19 protein-coding genes, 1 other RNA gene and 1 pseudogene are annotated in these 17,626 nt (G+C 63.8%); 9 read left to right on the top strand and 12 right to left on the bottom strand.

Annotated features, from left to right (window positions below; genetic code table 11):
* Positions 1-20 precede the first annotated feature (20 nt).
* Positions 21-1,295 (top strand): HNH endonuclease, encoded by a 1,275-nt coding sequence (locus tag K3U93_RS07090; RefSeq protein ID WP_083010346.1) that lies wholly within the window; start codon positions 21-23, stop codon positions 1,293-1,295.
* An 18-nt stretch (positions 1,296-1,313) separates the two neighbouring features.
* Here the strand turns inward: K3U93_RS07090 and K3U93_RS07085 are convergent, their stop codons facing one another.
* On the bottom strand, positions 1,314-2,231 hold the full coding sequence (locus K3U93_RS07085) for an HpcH/HpaI aldolase/citrate lyase family protein (protein WP_083010345.1): 918 nt from the start codon (positions 2,229-2,231) through the stop codon (positions 1,314-1,316).
* 129 nt (positions 2,232-2,360) lie between these two features.
* Positions 2,361-3,188: an LLM class F420-dependent oxidoreductase gene (locus K3U93_RS07080; RefSeq protein WP_083010363.1), complete on the bottom strand. Its 828-nt coding sequence runs from the start codon at positions 3,186-3,188 to the stop codon at positions 2,361-2,363.
* 345 nt (positions 3,189-3,533) lie between these two features.
* Here K3U93_RS07080 and K3U93_RS07075 point away from each other — a divergent pair, with 345 nt between their 5' ends.
* Both K3U93_RS07075 and K3U93_RS07070 read left to right on the top strand, forming a co-directional pair.
* Positions 3,534-4,238 (top strand): TetR/AcrR family transcriptional regulator, encoded by a 705-nt coding sequence (locus K3U93_RS07075; RefSeq protein WP_083010344.1) that lies wholly within the window; start codon positions 3,534-3,536, stop codon positions 4,236-4,238.
* Positions 4,239-4,415: 177 nt separating this feature from the next.
* Entirely contained in the window at positions 4,416-5,072 is a 657-nt protein-coding gene (locus K3U93_RS07070) for a TetR/AcrR family transcriptional regulator (protein ID WP_083010343.1), read from the top strand.
* Between the two features lie 33 nt (positions 5,073-5,105).
* On the opposite strand, the gene K3U93_RS07065 is transcribed toward K3U93_RS07070, so the two are convergent.
* Positions 5,106-5,357, bottom strand: a complete 252-nt coding sequence (locus tag K3U93_RS07065) for a hypothetical protein (RefSeq protein ID WP_071511859.1) — start codon at positions 5,355-5,357, stop codon at positions 5,106-5,108.
* A gap of 210 nt (positions 5,358-5,567) precedes the next feature.
* Between K3U93_RS07065 and K3U93_RS07060 the strand changes: the two genes are divergently transcribed.
* Positions 5,568-6,176, top strand: coding sequence for a DUF732 domain-containing protein (locus K3U93_RS07060; protein ID WP_230981604.1), 609 nt, complete (start codon positions 5,568-5,570; stop codon positions 6,174-6,176).
* 206 nt (positions 6,177-6,382) lie between these two features.
* The gene (locus K3U93_RS07055; RefSeq protein WP_176219939.1) at positions 6,383-6,895 is read left to right on the top strand and encodes a DUF732 domain-containing protein; all 513 of its coding nucleotides are present in this window, start codon (positions 6,383-6,385) and stop codon (positions 6,893-6,895) included.
* 162 nt (positions 6,896-7,057) lie between these two features.
* Here the strand turns inward: K3U93_RS07055 and K3U93_RS07050 are convergent, their stop codons facing one another.
* Both K3U93_RS07050 and K3U93_RS24780 read right to left on the bottom strand, forming a co-directional pair.
* Positions 7,058-8,242: a hypothetical protein gene (locus tag K3U93_RS07050; protein ID WP_139796891.1), complete on the bottom strand. Its 1,185-nt coding sequence runs from the start codon at positions 8,240-8,242 to the stop codon at positions 7,058-7,060.
* Between the two features lie 284 nt (positions 8,243-8,526).
* Positions 8,527-8,898 (bottom strand): hypothetical protein, encoded by a 372-nt coding sequence (locus K3U93_RS24780; RefSeq protein ID WP_230981603.1) that lies wholly within the window; start codon positions 8,896-8,898, stop codon positions 8,527-8,529.
* A 287-nt stretch (positions 8,899-9,185) separates the two neighbouring features.
* On the opposite strand from K3U93_RS24780, the pseudogene K3U93_RS07040 reads away from it, so the two are divergent.
* Positions 9,186-9,349, top strand: a pseudogene (locus tag K3U93_RS07040) (ATP-binding protein); the annotation flags it as partial.
* Positions 9,350-9,669: 320 nt separating this feature from the next.
* Positions 9,670-10,464, top strand: a complete 795-nt coding sequence (locus tag K3U93_RS07035; RefSeq protein WP_071509322.1) for a hypothetical protein — start codon at positions 9,670-9,672, stop codon at positions 10,462-10,464.
* Between the two features lie 507 nt (positions 10,465-10,971).
* Here the strand turns inward: K3U93_RS07035 and K3U93_RS07030 are convergent.
* The 3 genes from K3U93_RS07030 to K3U93_RS07020 are packed head-to-tail and all read right to left on the bottom strand — an operon-like array spanning position 10,972 to position 13,445.
* A complete protein-coding gene (locus K3U93_RS07030) occupies positions 10,972-11,388 on the bottom strand; it encodes a hypothetical protein (RefSeq protein ID WP_071509320.1) in 417 nt (138 codons plus the stop codon).
* A gap of 2 nt (positions 11,389-11,390) precedes the next feature.
* Positions 11,391-13,133: a WXG100 family type VII secretion target gene (locus K3U93_RS07025; RefSeq protein WP_230981602.1), complete on the bottom strand. Its 1,743-nt coding sequence runs from the start codon at positions 13,131-13,133 to the stop codon at positions 11,391-11,393.
* Positions 13,134-13,142: 9 nt separating this feature from the next.
* The gene (locus K3U93_RS07020; RefSeq protein ID WP_230981601.1) at positions 13,143-13,445 is read right to left on the bottom strand and encodes an RNA 2'-phosphotransferase; all 303 of its coding nucleotides are present in this window, start codon (positions 13,443-13,445) and stop codon (positions 13,143-13,145) included.
* Between the two features lie 247 nt (positions 13,446-13,692).
* Between K3U93_RS07020 and K3U93_RS07015 the strand changes: the two genes are divergently transcribed.
* Both K3U93_RS07015 and K3U93_RS07010 read left to right on the top strand, forming a co-directional pair.
* Entirely contained in the window at positions 13,693-13,872 is a 180-nt protein-coding gene (locus tag K3U93_RS07015) for a hypothetical protein (protein WP_071509317.1), read from the top strand.
* Positions 13,835-14,887 (top strand): DUF2510 domain-containing protein, encoded by a 1,053-nt coding sequence (locus tag K3U93_RS07010; RefSeq protein ID WP_217808419.1) that lies wholly within the window; start codon positions 13,835-13,837, stop codon positions 14,885-14,887. The genes K3U93_RS07015 and K3U93_RS07010 overlap by 38 nt, the downstream gene beginning before the upstream one ends.
* A 54-nt stretch (positions 14,888-14,941) precedes the next feature.
* Here K3U93_RS07010 and ssrA read toward each other — a convergent pair.
* From ssrA to smpB, 4 genes are all read right to left on the bottom strand, one after another.
* Positions 14,942-15,309: a transfer-messenger RNA gene (ssrA, locus tag K3U93_RS07005) on the bottom strand.
* Between the two features lie 89 nt (positions 15,310-15,398).
* Positions 15,399-16,250 carry a maleylpyruvate isomerase family mycothiol-dependent enzyme gene (locus K3U93_RS07000; protein WP_083010339.1) on the bottom strand — a complete coding sequence of 284 codons (852 nt, stop codon included), beginning with the start codon at positions 16,248-16,250 and terminating at the stop codon, positions 15,399-15,401.
* A gap of 22 nt (positions 16,251-16,272) precedes the next feature.
* Complete coding sequence (locus tag K3U93_RS06995; protein WP_491562391.1) at positions 16,273-17,118, bottom strand: EamA family transporter; 846 nt, start codon at positions 17,116-17,118, stop codon at positions 16,273-16,275.
* Positions 17,115-17,624 (bottom strand): SsrA-binding protein SmpB, encoded by a 510-nt coding sequence (gene smpB, locus K3U93_RS06990; RefSeq protein WP_071511060.1) that lies wholly within the window; start codon positions 17,622-17,624, stop codon positions 17,115-17,117. The genes K3U93_RS06995 and smpB overlap by 4 nt, the downstream gene beginning before the upstream one ends.
* Between the last annotated feature and the right edge of the window lie 2 nt (positions 17,625-17,626).

Raw genomic sequence — 17,626 nt, 5'->3', positions numbered from 1 at the left:
GTCCTGTTATACTCGAACACATGTTCGAAGCACTGGCCGCGGCCGACCCTCTGGCCGACGAATCGGCGCTGATCGCGCGCATCGCCGAGCTGGAGCGAATCAAGTCCGCGGCGGCGGCCGGCCAGGCCCGCGCGGCGGCCGCGCTGGACACGGCGCGTCGAGCCGCCGAGGCGGCCGCGGGTGTGCCGACCGCGCAGCGGGCACGTGGCCTGGCCGGCGAGATCGCGCTGGCGCGACGGGATTCACCGGCCCGGGGCGGCCGGCATCTGGGCTTTGCCAAGGCTTTGGTGCACGAGATGCCGTACACGCTGGCGGCGCTGGAATGCGGGGAACTGTCGGAGTGGCGGGCCACGCTGATCGTGCGGGAGAGCGCGTGCCTGGACGTTGAGGACCGCCGCACGTTGGACGCCGAGTTGTGCGCCGACCCGGCCAAGCTTGAGGGAATGGGCGACGCGCGGGTGGCCGCGGCCGCCAAGGAGATCGCCTACCGGCTGGACCCGCATGCCGTCGTGGAACGAGCGGCCAAGGCCGAAAACGAACGCACGGTCACCATCCGGCCCGCGCCCGACACCATGACGTATCTGACCGCGTTGTTGCCGGTGGCCCAGGGAGTTTCGGTGTACGCGGCGCTGCGCCGCGAGGCGGACACCCGCTGCGACGGGCGCTCGCGCGGACAGGTCATGGCAGACACCCTCGTTGAACGGGTCACGGGCCGCGACGCGGCGGTTCCCGTTCCGGTCGCGGTGAATCTGGTCCTCTCCGATGAAACGCTGCTGGGCGGTGACAGCGCGCCGGCCGATGTCAGCGGCTATGGCCCGATCCCGGCGGCCGTCGCCCGCGCGATGGTGTCCAACGCTGTCACCGACCGACGCTCCCGGGCGACGCTGCGCAGGCTCTACGCCCATCCCCGGGTCGGCGCGCTGGTGGCGATGGAGTCACGGGCGCGGCTTTTTCCGCGCGGCCTGGCCGACTTCATCGGGTGGCGAGACCAGCGCTGTCGCACCCCCTACTGCGACGCGCCGATCCGCCACCGCGACCATGCGCAGCCGTGGGCCCAGGGCGGCGCCACCAGCGCGGACAACGGTCTCGGCTTGTGCGAGCGCTGCAACTACACGAAAGAGAGCGCCGGCTGGCGGGTCAGCGCGAGTATCGACGAAACCCACACTCACACAGCCGAATTCACCACGCCAACGGGCAAAACCTACCGGTCGGCGGCCCCACCACGCGCACCCACGATCGCCTTCAGCCGCGTCGAATTACGAATCGGCGTCGCGCTCGCAAAGCACGCCGCGTAGGTAGTCTTGATCCTCGGCTCAGTAGTGATAGGTATCCGACGGCGCGGGCGAGTGAACCCGTTCGTCGTCGAAGTCGGACACCTCGATGCCGTAAGCGCGGGCCAGCTCGAGGATCTTGGTCGCCCGGGCGATGCGCGGCAGGTCGGAGCCGTTGCGGATCTCTCCCCCGTCGCGCTCGAACTCGGTGAAAAACTCTTTGGCCCAAGAGATTTCGTCCTGCGACGGGGACAGTCCCTCGTTCACGACGGCGCATTGGTCCGGCGTCAGGCAGATCTTGCCCGTCATCCCGAATTCGACGGAAACGGCCGTAGCCTCGATGAGCTTCAACGCGTTGGAGCCGATCGTCGGCCCGTCGATGGCGCTGGGCAGGTTGGCCGCCTTGGCGGCGATCGTGAAGCGCGACCGCGCGTAGGCCAGCGTCGTCGGGTCTTCGCCGAAACCGGTGTCCCGGCGGAAATCGCCGATGCCAAAGGCAAGCCGGAACGTGCCCTTGGCCGCGGCGATTTCGGTGATGCGCTCCAGGCCGCGGGCCGTTTCGACCAGCGCCACGATGGGGACGTTGGGCAGTCGTCGGGCGGTCTCGGTGACGTGGTCCACCGACTCGACCATCGCCAGCATCACCCCACCGACCGGGGTGTCGGAAAGTGCCGCTATATCGTCCGCCCACCAAGGCGTGCCGAAGCCGTTGATGCGGACCCAGTCGGTGTTTTCGGCGCCGAGCCACCGCACGACGTTGTCGCGGGCGGCCTGTTTGTCTTTGGGCGCGACCGCATCCTCGATGTCGAGCACGACGATGTCGGCGCGGGAATGCGCCGCGGACTGGAACCGGTCGGCGTGCGCGCCGTTGACCAGTAGCCAACTGCGGGCGAGCACAGGATCGATCCGTGAGCCGATGTCGGCGGGATCCGGTGCCTGACCGTCGACCTGTTCGTACATTGCGTGATCTGTCGTCATCTTGATTCCGTGGGTGCTAACTCGTGTCCACTAAACCGTAGCCGCATTGCAAAACGGGTGGTCGGCGCGCCCCCGCATCCGCGGCGGCGGCGAGTCACTGGCCGCAGAGCTTTACGCCAGTTTGGCGAACTCGGCCCGCAACCCATCCAGACGTCGAAGCGTCTGGTCGCGAGGCTCGGTCGGCAGCTCCACCAAAACATGGTCGACTCCCAACCGGCGGTAGCCCTCAAGGTCTTTGGCCGTCGACTCACCCTGATGGATGTTGATGACCGGCACGTCCTGACCGGCGACCGCGCGCAGTTGCTCAAGCTGTTCCGATAAAACCTCCGCCGATTGGCTTAGCGAAATCCAGCCGGCACCCAACCGGGCGATGCGCTTGAAGCTCGCCGGCCCGCCACCCAGGTACAGCGGCGGATACGGCTTCTGCACCGGCTTCGGCCAACTGTAGATGGGGTCGAAGTCCACGAATTCCCCGTGGAACTCCGCTTTCTCCTGGGTCCAGATCTCGATGATTGCGCGCAGTCGCTCCTCCGCCACGCGGCCGCGTACGGCGGGATCGACACCGTGGTTGGCGATTTCTTCGCGTAACCAGCCCACGCCGACGCCGAAGCGAAATCGGCCCTGGGACACCAGATCCAGCGACGCCACCTCCTTGGCCGTGTGTATCGGATCGCGTTGCGGGATCAACGCGATTCCGGTGCCCACGAGCAGCCTTTCGGTGGCAACCGCCGCGGCCGTCAACGCCACAAACGGATCCAATGTGCGGTAGTACTTCGGCGGGATCGGGCCACCGCCCGGGTAGGGGCTCTTGTTGTTGACCGGGATGTGCGAGTGCTCGGCGAGGAACAGCGACGCGAACCCGCGCTGCTCAAGCGCCTCGCCCAGCTCCACCGGGCCGATTCCCTCGTCGGTAACAAAAGTCAGGACACCGAAGCGCATGCCGACAGTCAACCGCATCGCGGCTCCGCTGTCAGGCCCGGCGGTGATCGGCCGATTGATTGAGAGCGTCCATTTTCAGATAGCGAGTTCCTGGCCTCCGGCGCGGCGATGTGAGGAACCTAACCGGCATGGATACCGGCAAACGTCTTCCCACGACAATCGATTTGCCGATGCCGCGCTCGACGGGCTGAGAAGCTGCGTTGACTGACACCGTCGCGCCTTCGCCCGGGTCATGCGCCCGCCAACATGGGCCTGACTCATTGCACACATGACTGATAATTTTGTTAACTTCGGCTTGACGAAAGTGCATGTGTACGAACGATTAGCGGATTATTTTCGTTATCTATGACGGAACAGGGGGATCCGCTCACACGCAACCAGTCATACAACGGCCAGCCGGGCACGCGACGACGAAATAAGCTCGCTCCCGATCCTGATGTGCGCCGCGCCATTGTGACCGCGGCGTCGAAATGCGTTCGGGAGCAGGGGGTTCGAGGGCTCAACGTCGCCGCAGTCCTCGCTCGAGCTCAGCTGAGCACCCGCGCGTTCTACCGACACTTCCAATCGAAGGACCAGCTGGTCGCGGCGGTCTTTCTCGAGATAACCCGCCTCGAAGTGCTTCGACTAAGAACAAAAATGGCGGCGGCCGCCACACCGGTTGAGGCGGTGGCCGCCTGGATCGAGGGACGGCTCGACCTCGCGTTCGACGAAGACATCAAAACAGAACTACGCCAAGTGGCTTTGGAGGCCGAATCGACGGTGTTCTCCTCCCCCGAGATGGTCTCGCCCACACACACGGCGATCCTCGAGCCACTCGTCGAGCAGCTTCAGCGCGGCCTGGAACTTGGGGTGTTCAAGGACATCGTTCCGGTGACCGCGGCAAAGTCGATACACGGTGTGGTGTGGGCGGGCACTCAGCGGCAGTGGACGGTAAATCATTGGGACCGTGGGGAAGTTCGCGAACGTGCGCTGCGGTTCTGCCTGCGGGGGCTGGGCGTGACGCCAGAAACGATCGAACGAATCACCAGGGTTGACGTGCCCGCCGGTTAGCCCTCGGTTGGCCCGACACCGCCGGCAGCCTCGCCACGTTAAGTGAAAACGTTGATTTCGGATACTTGGGCCCGCTCGATTACGGCCTAACGACGGAGTGTTTTCGCGGACGGTTTCGCGGGGTACTTACGCACCTATGACACAGCTGCAGAACCTGACCACCCTTGGCAGGCGCACATGAGCCGCCCGTTGTCGCGACGACGCGACAAGCTTGCCCCCGACCCCAATGTGCGTTGCGCGATCCTGACCGCCGCGTCGAAGTCGATGCACGACGGGGGAGCCCGCGGGCTCAGCATCGCCGCGGTCCTGGAACGCGCTCAGCTGAGTACCCGTGCGTTCTACCGACATTTTGAATCGAAGGACCAGTTGGTTGCGGCGGTCTTTTTGGAGCTGGCCCGCGTCGAAACACTAAGGCTGAGAAGAAAAATGGCGAACACCGCCAGCCCGGTAGAGGGAGTGGCCGCCTGGATCGACGGGCGGCTCGACCTCACATTCGACGAGAACACCGAGTTCAAGCTACGGCGCCTGTCGCTGCAGGCCCAGTCGGAGATGTTCTCCTCCGCCGGGATGGCGTCGCCGGCGTACGACGCAATTCTCGAGCCGCTCGTCGAGCAGCTTCAGCGCGGCCTGGAGCTTGGCGTGTTTCAAGACGTCGTTCCGGCGACCGCGGCAAAGTCGATAGACGGCGTGGTGTGGGCGGCCACTCAGCGGCAGTGGACGACACATCGCTGGGACCGCGCCGAAGTCCGCGAACGTACGCTCCGGTTCTGCCTGCGCGGACTGGACGTGACGCCGCGGACGATCGATCAAATCGCCGAGAACGGTACACCCTAGCGGACCCATCGAAAGGCCGTGTCCCGCTGCCTATCACGCGGGCGGGCACGCATCGGTGATTTGGATCGAAGCCGGCCACAGCGCCGCCGTTAGTCCGAAGGCCACAACGTCGGCGCCTGCCGGCAATACGTTTTCTAGCCGCGCCTGAACCCGCTGTGTCTGCTCGGCGTGCACGATCGCCCACACGAAGCCAATGGACAGGTATGGAATCGCCAGCCACAGCGCCACCTCGATCAGCGCCCCGATGCTGACCTGATATCGCAGCACGCGCCGAAGCAGGTTCATCGCGCGCTCGATCCGACCCGCGGCACCATGCCGGCGGCGACGCGTGAGACCGACATAACCGCACTCCCAAGCACGGCAGAGCTTCTGACGGCCCGGACACCTTTTGGCACCGAGCGATGTGAGGCTCTCACATCGTCGGTTGAAAGCGCAAAGGTGGGCGCGGTCATTCCCGGCACTTCGTATCTGGTTCTCGGGCTTACCATGGCCCTCATGGCCGAGCCGCTCGGAGGTGCCGATGAAACCTTCGCGGTCGACCGCGCCGAGACGGTAGCGGCGCCTAATCATGCGGCTTCGGATGAAGTCGGTCGCATATCCCCGCGCGACGACGACGGCGATGGCAAACGGAGCGAACCGACGGCCGGCCGCCAATCATGGAGCGCGACTTGGCGCAAAGCCGGTGCGCTGCTCCTGGGCGGTCTCGCGCTGGCAGGGGCGATCATTCTGGTTTTTTGGGTGTTAACCCCGGATACCAAGGGGCAGCAGCCGCCGCCCACCGGCGCGACATCTGTCCCTACCGCACCGACCACGGCGTCATCGCCATCCGCTGCGCCGCCGTCGATCGCGTCGACACCAGATCAGGACAATAAGTACATACAGGCCCTCAACGACCGGGGCATCTCATTCGCCAATCCCGAGGCCGCCGTCTACAACGGCAAGATGGTGTGCGACGACATCCGTCAAGGGATGACGGTGCCTCAGATAGTCGCGGCGTTTCGCGCGAGCAATCCGGCACTCGCCGGCGATGCCGACGCTTATGTGGCCATCTCGGTTCACGCGTACTGCCCGCAAAACGGCAATCTGGTTAGCGGAGGGTCGTAATCGTCGCGATCACCGGTGACCGGTCACCGCCGGCACAGCTGTGACTACGCCGTTTGGGACCCAGGCCCCTGATTGCCTCGCGAAAATGCGATCGTAGTTATAGTGATTGGACTTGGCGTGACCTGGGAAAGTCCGGCAGGGTATGGACCTAGTCCATGCAGCGCGAGCGCCCGTGGCGACGACCCGGGAGTCAAAGGAGGCAGCGCATGACTGCCGAGGACCACGGCGTCCCGACCCGATCGGAGCTCCACAGGCAGCCACGGCCGGCACGCCCACCCGGGTCGAAGGCCATCGGGGTCATCGTCCTAGCGACAGCCATCGCGTTAGCTGCCTTGGTCGGCCTGAGCGCCGTGGCCGACTATTTCCTGCGGGACAGGACGGCGTCATCGTCGGCGCTGCAGACGGTGACGGTTACTGCATCGCGGAAAGCGTCAGCCCCGGCTGACGGAGCGGACAGTCGGTTCCTGTCCATGTTGACCAATTACGGGATCACGGATAACGGCATCGAGGGCGTCCGTCAGCGGTTCATGGAGTTTGGTCATCACACCTGTTTTTCGCTGCTGCCGCCGACGCCGGAGCCGCTCGACTCGACGGTGAACGACATCTTGGCTGCCGAGAATCAGGATGTCACCGCAGGGTCCCCGCGGTTCACGCATGACGATGCCGAGCACTTGGCTCAGGCCGCCATCGGCGCCTACTGCCCAAGTGCGCAAAAGTAGGCGTGCGACGCGATCCGCCTAAAATCCATACCCGTCGGTTCTCGCGGTGAGCCATCGCATGAGCGTGCCGACAAACAATCGGTCCCCTTCGCCAGATAACTCGCAAAGGGGACCGATCGCCGTTTGGCGGTCACCGGCTCGCATCGGCGACCACCGCCGGAGTTACAGCAACTTGAGGAGATTGGCGATCAACAATCCGATTTGGCCCGCCAGCGCTCCGCCGAAGTTGCTTATCATCGACGGGAGATTCGACACGAACGACGGCAGGCCCTGCAGCATTGCCGTCAATTGAGTGCTCAAGCTGTTGATCATCGGACTCCACCCGTTGGTCAGCGTGTTCACGAATTGCTGGGGCGTGGCCGCCAGAGGGGCGGCCATTTGTTGGCCCCACGTGGGGCCAAAATGGATCAGCTGCTCAAGCCATCCGTTTATTGCCAGGGTTAAGAGTCCAGACCTAGGCGCCACTCTCGGGTTGGTTTGGATGCCCTTGAGCAGCGTGTCAACGAACGCACCGGGAGTATTCAATAAATAGGTGAATGCCGTTATCGGATTCCCAGCGTTCCATGCCTGCAACGCCGAACCAAGAGAGGGCCCCACACCATAACTTACGAGCTGGGGTAATTTCTCCGTGAGGTCGTCGGCAAGATCCGTCAGTAAGTTGGGGTCTAAGACGCTAGGCGCGGAAACCGTCCAGTTGTACAGGTTTGAGACGTTCGCCAGCACATTACCCGGGATACGCAAGATTCCTTCCAGCGGCTCACCGATACTAATGAACGGGTTCTCTACCACCCCGATAAAAAATTGATTCAACGCATTGGTAACAGCGTTTGGGCCGCCCGCCGCGAGCGTGGCATTCGCCGTGGTAATGGCCTGCCAGGCGGTGCCGCCCGGGCCAAAAGTATTGGCAGCCGCCAAGCCCGCCCGCTGGTAGGCCAAGACGTAGGCGTTGGCATAGCCGACCCAGTTGTCACCGATCTGCTGCAACACCGGGAATGGATCCGCAAGCCATTGATTGGCAAGCTGCGGCAGATTGGTGACGACGGTGTTGTAGGCGTCGTTCCAGGTCTGGACGATCACGTTCCCGGTAATGGAGCTGACGACGTCCGCGGGTACGGCGGTCGCAGCGGCCCCGCCGGCAAGTCCCGCGAGTTCACTTTCAACCCCGGTGAACAGGTCGACCACGCTGTCGGCGGCGTCGGTAAGCCGAATGTCGGACACCTTCACCTGGGATAACGGTTGGGCCAGGCGAAGGTCGGGCAGGTGCTGGGCCAGCGGACCGGCGGCGAGGACGGCGGCGCTGGCCAGGGCGACCCCAGCGGTGATGTGGGGGCGGGCTGTAAGTTCCACGACCATCTCCTTAGATCGGGTATTCGGATGACGATGGTCAGAAGGTAGCTGAGAACAACCTGAGTTCCGGGCGAGTTCGGCTGATACCGTCCAAGTTGGGCCAGCGAACGTCGCGTATCGCAAACGTTGTTGGATAAAGTAACCAATGTTCATAGATATTTTAAAAAGCCTGGAGTTACCCCCCCCCCCGAATTTTAGTTCAATGCGCAACTACTAGCGGATAACCGCAAACATAAGTTTGCTCAGCTATGTCGACTTCACTAGCTAACCCTCCGACACGGGCCTCATCCGGTCGCGCGGTGCGGACCCGCGTGTCCGACACGGCGGACGCACGTGGCCCGCGCCCGCGGCATCTCCGCGCCGCACCGTTCCTCGGACCGGCGACGGAGGATGTCCGTCACGTCCCCGTAGTCCGACCGGGTGCGGGCCGCCCGCATGACGGCGGTCAGCGCGGCGTAGGTGTCGGGCTGTCCGGTCTCGTCGTAGCCGTCCCGCATCGCGGCCTCCGCCTCGGCTCGGGAAACAACTCCAGCGAGATCCTCGGGAAGCAGGCCGAGTTGCACCAACGCGCGGACGAAATGCGCTTCGGCGGGGCGGGGCCGGTAGTCCCAGCCGTCGATCCCCGCACACTCGGCGACAACCTCGAGCAGCGCCAACGCATCCCAGAGCTGGGTCGCTTCCTCTTGTGAGCCGCCCCGACCGCACGAGGGCGTTGGCGACGTCGTACACCGCGTTCCCGGTACGGGGGCCGGCGCAGATCACCTCGATCAACACGACACCCTGCTCTGCCCGCGCCGAGAAGACGATGCGGTGCTTCTTGCCGAGGACCTCCACCGTGCTGAGTCCCGCGAGGCGGTCAGTGGCCGACCGGTTGGCGGGACGGGCAGAGGCGGCTGCGGTGGGCGCCGGAGCTGCGGCGGCGTCAGGAGTGGTCGCGCGGAATGCCGTGTCGAGCAACCTCCACCCCGCAGGATTCGACGAACTCATGCCCAAGACACTGGCCACCGCCACCGTCGGCCGACTCCTCCACCATGCTCGCGTCTGCCAACTAACGGCGACAACATCCGACTCACCCAAGCCATGGTCGGCAAGGGGGTGAACGCCTTGGCCCAACCGCCATACCGGCGCCGTTGGTGGCAACCCCTGGGCAGATTTCGTGGCCGCCAGCGGGCAGTTCTTCTGATCACCACCGGGCAATTCGGTCGGCGACGTCTGAAAACTGACCTTGTGTCGACGCGGTGAAAAAGGGGTCAATTTTCGGCCGCCGTTGACAAATTCCTCATGCCCCTGGACACCCTGGTTCGTTTGGCTACGGTCGTATAGGGGTTCACGGCGGTATCGGTGCAGTCGGAGGTACGGCGGAGTAGAGATTACGCAGCTCGAGAGATATATCCCCAACGCATCTAAGGGGTCTTGTCGGTGGAAAGATGGACGATCGTCTGGTGAGTGTTGACGAGGTGGCCGCCGAACTGCCCGAAGAGCGGGTGGTGGCGAAATGGTTGGAGATCGCGCCGAGCATCGACAGGATGACCGAACGAATCCAAGATCCCAATGACTTCCCGGTACGCCCCGGTTCGTCGCTGTCAGGCGACGACAAGAAGAGCAGCCCGTACTGCGTGTCTCACGCTGCTCGAATGTGCCTCGTAGGCGGAGTGGATCACCTTCATGCCGCAAAGTCGCTCGTAGTCGACCTGCGCCTGTTGCACGCTGATGCGGTCTACAGTCTCGTGCGCGGATCGCTTGAAAACCTGTCTGCGGCATTCTGGATTCTGCATCCGTCGCTGCGCAACGAACGGATCGAGCGCACGTTGCGCTGGCACGCGAGAAACTTCAACGAACAACGGATCGCGCTGGAACCGCTCGGGCTGGCCGACGAGACGACGCGCGACGCCAAACTGGCCAAACTCGATTCCGTCGCCACCCCGCGCGAAATCTCGACCGCGAAAGTGCGGGAGGGCTATCGCAGCAGTACAGCGGTTAAGTACACCGAGGAGCACTCGACGGACGCGGCTCCACTGCTGCCATGGCAGTTGTGCTCCGTGTTCGCGCACGGTCGACCCTGGGCCGTCCTTGGCATGTCGGAGCAGGAGCAGTACGAGACCGCCGACCCCGGCGTGCTCAACCTCAGACTGACGAGCGATCTCAGCCGCGTGCTCTACCCCACTCTTTCGGCGTTCCGCTTAATGGTCGATGTCGTGCGGTTGCTCGACCAGAGGTCCTGATCTGACCGAACCCGTTGTTGGGCAGCGACCCTTCGATGAGCAGGATTCAAGCTTCCGCTTCGGCAGGGAACGAGGTATCGAGCGACGACTTCACCGCCACCACGTCCCCATATCCGTGGCCCGTAGGGTATCCGCGACGTCGCGACCGCAGACCAGCGCGATGGGGCGGCCGTCTGCGCGCACTTCGTCGTATACCTGCGGGTGAAATACGAAAGCGTGACGGAGACCCCGAAATTGCGGTGCCGCAGGCGCGAAACCAGCCTGCTGACCTGTCGCACGCCAACCGGAGTTCATCTCGGCGTAGCACTTCGCTTCAAGCGCAAAGTCGATTTTGAACGGGTCCGCCACTGGTCCGAGTTGGTACGCTTCGACCGCGTCGCGGCCTCCGTCGCAGCTAGGACGGGTGACGTCGCATGCGCCTGTCGCGGGTGCAATTGAGCCGCCAGATGGTGACCGCGCATTTCTCAAACTCATTCGGTCATGCCTAGAAGTGACTGTGATATGGGGTCACCCTTTTCCGTACATTTCGAGAATGCCAGCATGCGCCGCCTCATAGTACTTCACGATGCGATCTCGCACCCACTCCAGCGGATTCGCGTAGGCCTCGTACTCAACTCTGGCTAACTCGGCTAACTCTTCCAGTGGAAGATCGGGCCGTTTAGCGAACCGAGTAAGGTACTGCCATTTCTTGGCCCGTAAGCCGAACTCGTTCGGAACATCCAACGGCGCAATCATGCAATTCACTTCGCCTTCCCGGGATGACTCGTAGACCTGGATTTTACAATCATCTGAACGGTAATAGACGATGTGCTGACCTCTCCCGCCTTCGTCCGGGCTGTCGTCAATCTCATCAAGAACAAAGCCATGTTCCGTTAACAATGGTCCCACGATTGTTTGGACGTCTGTGGAAAATTTAGAGGCCATCCCTATCCACCTCCCACATAAACCCAAGCATCGCCAATGCGTTGGTATCCGTACGCCACCGCATTCTTACTCAGAAACTCTACCTCCATCGCGGAAAAGGAACCGGTACGACCAAACATCATGTCTTCCAGCGAAGAATACTTGTCACGATCGAGGAGGTATTCGATCCGTCCGACATGATTCTCCAGTTGGCTGCGGAGGAACTGTTCGTTGACTTGCCAGGCCAGACTTTTGGCCTCGGACTCGCTAAGTCCGCTAGTGATGGCATCCCAGGTTGGGTCGCCGGTGTCGAAATAGATTCCGCCGTGGCCTCTGGCGTCGCCGATGTAGCCATTCTGCTGGCCGTCGAACTTGCCCAGGACTACTCGGTCTGGATCGTCACCAACGTAGTGAGTCGACATGTCAGCGAGTTGCCGGCTGAGGCTCGTCGTGGGCCCTCCGTGCCCGAACGCGGAAGTGAGATCCGTGGCCGCCTGCTCCGCCCACGGGTTGTAGCCGAAGGGGTGATCGAAGCCGACCGGTGCGTGCGGTGAAACCGCTGGACCGGTGTCGAGCGCACCGGGGCCAATGTCGCCAAGTTCACCTGCCGCCGCCCCTTCGCCGCCGAAGACCAGCCAGGGCAGCGTAGTGGCGGCATCGGAGGTTTTGGCGCCTAGATAGTAGGCCGGAGTTGGTGAGTCAAACGCGTTCTTGACTTCCCCGATCGCCGTGCCGACCGGGTTTTGGACCGTCTCGACGGTGCCCTTGAGCATCTGCTCCCATGACTCGAGCACCCCGGGTGCTCCCGGTCCTCCTTGCCCGACGAGGCTTTTGATCCCCTGTTCGGTAGCAAACCAGCGGTCACCGAATCCTTCGGCGAACCCCGGTGGCGGCGGGGCCTTTGGCTCGGGCGGAACGTAGCTCGGCATCCCTTTGTCGATCCACCGCTGAGTACGGCCTACGACGTCATCCAGGCGCGCCTCAATCTGATCCGGCGGCACACCATCGCGGATCATGGATTGGCGAGCCATCGTCTTAAAACTCTCCACTTCTGCCGGTTTCGGCTGGGTCGATGGTGCGCGGAGAGCAACCGGTTGGTTAAGTCGGCTCAAAAGGTCCGGCAGACTGCCAGGTGGGGGCTGGTCGCCTTGGCCGCTCGTCGGCTGCTTGCCAGTAGGCAGCATGTCTTCCAGCGACCGCGGCTGGCCCCCGCCAGCGGGATTTGGCACACCTTGCCCACCGCTTGGCGGATGTGCGCCGGCATCCACCGGGACGTCGCTCACGGCACCGCGGACGGCGGCGGCGAGCTCCTGGTCGGCGCGATGGGCATGCTGCCTCACGGCATTGAGCTGATCCTGCAACAGCTGCTGCTGGGCAGCCAACTCCATGCGATCGCGCCCAATCCAGGTGTCGCCGACCTCTATTCGCCAATCAGGCGTGACGGCCCAACCGTGAGCATCGGCGGCCCGCTCGATCTCGTCCAGCTCGCGCTTGCATGCACGCACGTCGCCCTCGGCGCGCGACACCGCCGCGGCTATCTGTCTGGACTCCTGACCGTCCGCCTCGATGTCGCGCCGAACCTTACCCAAATCGGCGCGAAACGCTTCCCCGGCCTCCCCCTGCCAGCCGCTGAAAACGTTGTGGACCTGCTGCAGGTCCTCCCCTAACCGCTGCAAGGTGTTAGCGCGGCCGTTGGCCGTCTCGAACACCTTCTGGATCGCATCGAGGTCCCAATGCTTGACGTCATAGGGGGTCAACTGCCCCACCCGCGACCCCTACCCCCGCACCAACCTGAAAGCCCGCGCCGACTCGTCCTCGTTCATGACATAGCAGAACATCGCCTCGGCCACGCGCGACCCGAGCCCGTCCACCTGCACCTTGTGCTGATCGTGGCGGACCTGCCACCGCGCCACCAGCTCACCCAACGCCAGCTCCGAGGACCCGATCCAGCCCGGCGCGGCCGCGGCCAGCCCGTCCTCATGGCTGAGGAAATCCATAGCGGCTTCACCGATCGCGTTGAACATGTCGTTGCTGCCGAGGTGCAGTGCAACGGGATCGACCTTCAACTCATCGGCCACAGATAGTCCCCCTTCGGCCCGCCGACATTGCGCACGGAAATCGTAGGTCGTTGCTGCGGCGCGCGCCCTTCACCCTTTAGCACCGAAAATTTGCGAAGCCGAGACACGATCCGGCTAGGCTTTCCCACACCGATCGCCGACCCATGAAGGAGCTTGGGGTTGTCACTTCAGCTGGTGGCTCCCGACTTATTCGCATACATTTCACCGATCGACCGGCCGTTGTCTGGTCGTCGCATAGTGTGCTGCCTTGGCCACGGACGACGCTGCGCCGGACGCCGAGCGCGCCGAGCATGCGCTCGCCGAAACCGAGCAGCTGACCAGCCTGGTCGCAATCCGGGAGGGGGCAGCCAGGCGGATGGTGCCCAGGAGCCAGGAGATGATCGCACCGAATGACCGTGATGCGATACACACTGTGGTGTACAAGTAGCAGCTCTTGGTGTGAATACGACGTGGTTGGCGAAAGCCATTACGGCGCAACAATCCGAAACCTGCTCCCACACGATTGGGACGGCGGCGGTACTGAGATTCAACGTGATTTCGAATTGATTCCCGAGCCCGACAATCGCTACGACCCGTGGGCGATCTCGGTGCGCGCTGATAACAAGACTGTCGGCTATATCCAGCGCGTCGACGCACCTCAATGGGCGAACGTCGTGCGCCGGGTCTGCGCCTCCGGACACATTCCTGTCGTCCCGGGCCGCATATACGCATTTGAGAGACCCGACTGGGAAAACTGGGACGCAACCGGCGATCCACCAAAGGATTTCGGCGCAACCGTCCAATTGAAACTTGGCGATCCAGCCACCGCACTGCCGCTCAACAACCCCCCCGAGGTCCCGCACACACTCCTCCCCCGGTCAACGATCGTTCAGGTCACCAAAGAAAACGAGCACGCAAACTCCCTGCTGAAATTTGTGCCGCCGAGCGGCTACGGATTGCTCATCGCTACCCTCCACGAACATTTAGCTGCCTCTGGCCGTTCAGTGATCGAGGTACGTATCGACGACGAATGCATTGGGCAACTCACCCCTCAGACGAGTCAGCGATTCCTGCCCCTGGTCCAGCATCTATCCCGCCGCAACCTTCTGCCAGCCTGCTGGGCGGACATCACCGGATCCGCCGTCGCGGCCGAAGTGCGGATCTCTGCTATCAAGGCAAATGAGGCGACGCCTAGCGTTCTCGATGGCGATGCGATTGAAGTGCCGCGTTTGATTGCCGAAGAGCAAGACGCGCGAGCCTACAACTTGAGGGGGAATCTCTATCACGTCGAAGAAGCACCGACAGCGAAACAGCCCGAGATCCGACGACCTCCGACGGAAACGCCTCCCCCCTTGCCACCCGCAGGCTGGTACCCAGACCCGCGTTATCCGCAGTTTTTGCGTTACTGGAATGGAGCGGTTTGGACGGACCACACAGCATCGAACCCGCGGAGCACTAGGTAACAGACGCTCTGCTGGATTTGTTTGCTAGGTCTACGATGCCTAAACCACTGTTCTCGGTGGAGCTGCCGGGAATCGAACCCGGGTCCTACGGCATTCCCTCAAGGCTTCTCCGTGCGCAGTTCGCTATGCCTCTGCTCGGATCTCCCGGTCACGCGAACCAGCCAGGATGACGATCCCAGTCGCTGTGTATGTCCCGATGAGTCCCGCGACCGGACTCACCGGTGGATCCCTCTAGCTGACGCCAGGCTCCGGGTCGAGGGCGTTCCCGGTCTGACGGACTAGCTGTCGCTTAGGCAGCGAGAGCGTAGTCGCGCTGTGTTGAAACGGCGCTTATATGGTTGCAACGACGCTTACGGTGGTCTCTTGCCTGCACCGGCACGCTTCCCTTGATTCGATGCGCGAAGTCGAAACCTCTCAGCCCCTCGCATCCCCACCGATTTTCGGCAGGACAATCAATAGTACGCCGACATCAACGAGCGGCAACGGGATTATCTTCCCGCCGAGGCCGCGGTCAGATCACAAAGTTCAAGTGCTTGACGATCCGGGTGGCCACGCCTTTGTCACCGCCCAGTTCGACGTCGCGGGCGCGGGCGGGGCTCATGGGACGGCCACCGGCCAGCCTGGTGAACTGCAGCCCGTCGAGCCGGATCGTCACCGTGGGTTCCAGCCCACCGAAGTCGTCGACCAGGTGAGCGCGGCCGTCGACGCTGACGCGGACGCTGCGGGCCAGCGGGCCGGTCAGCTCGAACAGGACGCGTGAACCGTCGGGCGCCTTGGCGAGCTTGCCCACGACGTACCCCATCGTGGCCGCGATCTCGTCGAGCGCCAGTCGCGATGCGGCCCCGTCGAGTTCGTCGTCGGACGACGGCCGCGGCAACGCCTCGCGCATGTCTTGCTCGTGCATCCAGCAGTCGAACACGCGGACCCGCATGAACCGCCCGTAGCTGTCGGGGCCCACGGGCGTGGGCGTCAGCGCGTTCCACTCCTCCCCGGACAGGCCCGTCAGGACCGCGCGGCGACTCTTGGTGACCGCGCGAAACCGCTCAAGGACGCTGGTGCCCGATTCCCCGCTGAGGTGGCGAACCCAGCACTCGTTCATCGCTCCGACGTCGTTGTGCACATGGCCGAGCGCCGAAACGTCCGTGTCGGGCTCCGGTGCGGCGATGCCGGCCAGGAACGACTCGGTCCCGATGATGTGGGAGACCACGGCCTTCACGTCCCACTCGGGCAGCGGCGTCGCCGCCCGCCAGCCGGTCTCGGGCAGCCCGTCGAGCAACGCGTCGATGGAGTCCCACACCGCAAAAAGGCCCGTCAGCACCTCGGACTTGTCGAGTTCGGTGACGGGACGCGCCGATTTGGTCACTTAGCGATGCTAAACCGGGCGCTCAGCCGGCGGCGATCATCGCCACAGAACCCATGGCCATCACCATGCCGACCCCCTGCCAGCGACTCAGCCGCTCGCGCAGCACCACCATCGCCAACACGACCGTCGCGGCCGGATACAGCGAGATCAAGATGCTGGCCAAGGAGAGCAGCCAGGTGTGCAACGCCACCAACATGGTCACGTTGGCGCAGATGTCCAGCAGGGCCACGGCCAGCGCCAGCTTCAGCGGCTGTCCGTGTGGCAGCCGCATGTTCTTGCTCGCCGCGGCCATCACCAGCACCACCGCGGTGGCGGACAGCCGGGCGAACACCAGCGGCCAGAGTTTGCAGGCGTGTGGCGCCTGATGAAGGAACACCAGGTTCAGCCCCATCGCCGACCCCGCCACGACCGTGAGCCAGGCCACCTTCGGGGTGAACCGATACGGCGTGGCGCCCTTGACCGTCGCCTCGCGGCTGACAAGCATCACCGCGACCAGGGCCAGCGCGACGCCGACCGAGGCCGCTTGGCCCGGCCGCTCGCCCAGTGCCACACCGACCGCCACGGGCACCGCGGCATTGAGCACGGCCGCCAGCGGCGAAACCACCGAGATCGGCCCGGCACCCAGCGCCGCGAAGAACGCCCACATGCCGAACGCCATGCCGACGCCGTACAGACAGCCCCAAAAGACCGCGCCGGACTGGATCGGCCCGCCCACGGCCACGGCCAGCACACCTAGCACCACCGTCTCGAGCGGGTAGGCCACGAGCATCACCCGCAGCGCGGCCACCCGCCGAGCTGCTACGCCGCCCACAAAATCGCTGACGCCGTAGGTAACGGCAGACAGCTGGGCGTAAGCGGCCCCGATCAGTTCATGCCCTTGGCTCGGCGGCCCAGTTCGCGAAGCACTTCGCGCTGGGCGTCCCGGCGGGCCATGTCCTGACGTTTATCGTGTGCTCGCTTGCCTCGCGCCAACGCGAGCTCGACCTTGACCTTGCCCTCGGAGAAATACAATGACAACGGCACCAGCGCGAGGTTACCATCCCGAATCTTTCCGATCAGGGTGTCGATCTGTCGCCTGTGTAGCAACAACTTTCGCTTGCGGCGGGGGTCATGGTTGGTCCAGCTACCATGCTGATACTCCGGAATGTGCATGTTTTGCAGCCACACTTCGCCGTCGTCGACGGTTGCGAACGCGTCGGCCAGCGACGCCTGCCCCTCGCGCAGGCTCTTCACCTCGGTGCCGACTAAAGCCACTCCGGCCTCGAACAGTTCGATAATCGAATAGTTATGCCGCGCTTTGCGATTGGTGGCGATAATCTGTTTGCTGCCACGCTTGCCGCCCGCCGCCTTGGTCCGGCCGGAGTCCTTGACCACAG

The organism is Mycobacterium malmoense (genome assembly GCF_019645855.1).
Taxonomy (GTDB): domain Bacteria; phylum Actinomycetota; class Actinomycetes; order Mycobacteriales; family Mycobacteriaceae; genus Mycobacterium; species Mycobacterium malmoense.
This window is presented reverse-complemented; position numbering and strand designations above follow the sequence as displayed.

Coding starts and splice junctions, on each gene's coding strand:
- K3U93_RS07065 (WP_071511859.1), bottom strand. CDS start 5,357: ATGAACCTGCTTCGGCGCGTGCTGCGATATCAGGTCAGCATCGGGGCG.
- K3U93_RS07075 (WP_083010344.1), top strand. CDS start 3,534: ATGACGGAACAGGGGGATCCGCTCACACGCAACCAGTCATACAACGGC.
- K3U93_RS07035 (WP_071509322.1), top strand. CDS start 9,670: ATGGACGATCGTCTGGTGAGTGTTGACGAGGTGGCCGCCGAACTGCCC.
- K3U93_RS07080 (WP_083010363.1), bottom strand. CDS start 3,188: ATGCGCTTCGGTGTCCTGACTTTTGTTACCGACGAGGGAATCGGCCCG.
- K3U93_RS07085 (WP_083010345.1), bottom strand. CDS start 2,231: ATGTACGAACAGGTCGACGGTCAGGCACCGGATCCCGCCGACATCGGC.
- K3U93_RS07090 (WP_083010346.1), top strand. CDS start 21: ATGTTCGAAGCACTGGCCGCGGCCGACCCTCTGGCCGACGAATCGGCG.
- K3U93_RS07055 (WP_176219939.1), top strand. CDS start 6,383: ATGACTGCCGAGGACCACGGCGTCCCGACCCGATCGGAGCTCCACAGG.
- K3U93_RS07030 (WP_071509320.1), bottom strand. CDS start 11,388: ATGGCCTCTAAATTTTCCACAGACGTCCAAACAATCGTGGGACCATTG.
- K3U93_RS07070 (WP_083010343.1), top strand. CDS start 4,416: ATGAGCCGCCCGTTGTCGCGACGACGCGACAAGCTTGCCCCCGACCCC.
- K3U93_RS07010 (WP_217808419.1), top strand. CDS start 13,835: ATGACCGTGATGCGATACACACTGTGGTGTACAAGTAGCAGCTCTTGG.
- K3U93_RS07060 (WP_230981604.1), top strand. CDS start 5,568: ATGGCCGAGCCGCTCGGAGGTGCCGATGAAACCTTCGCGGTCGACCGC.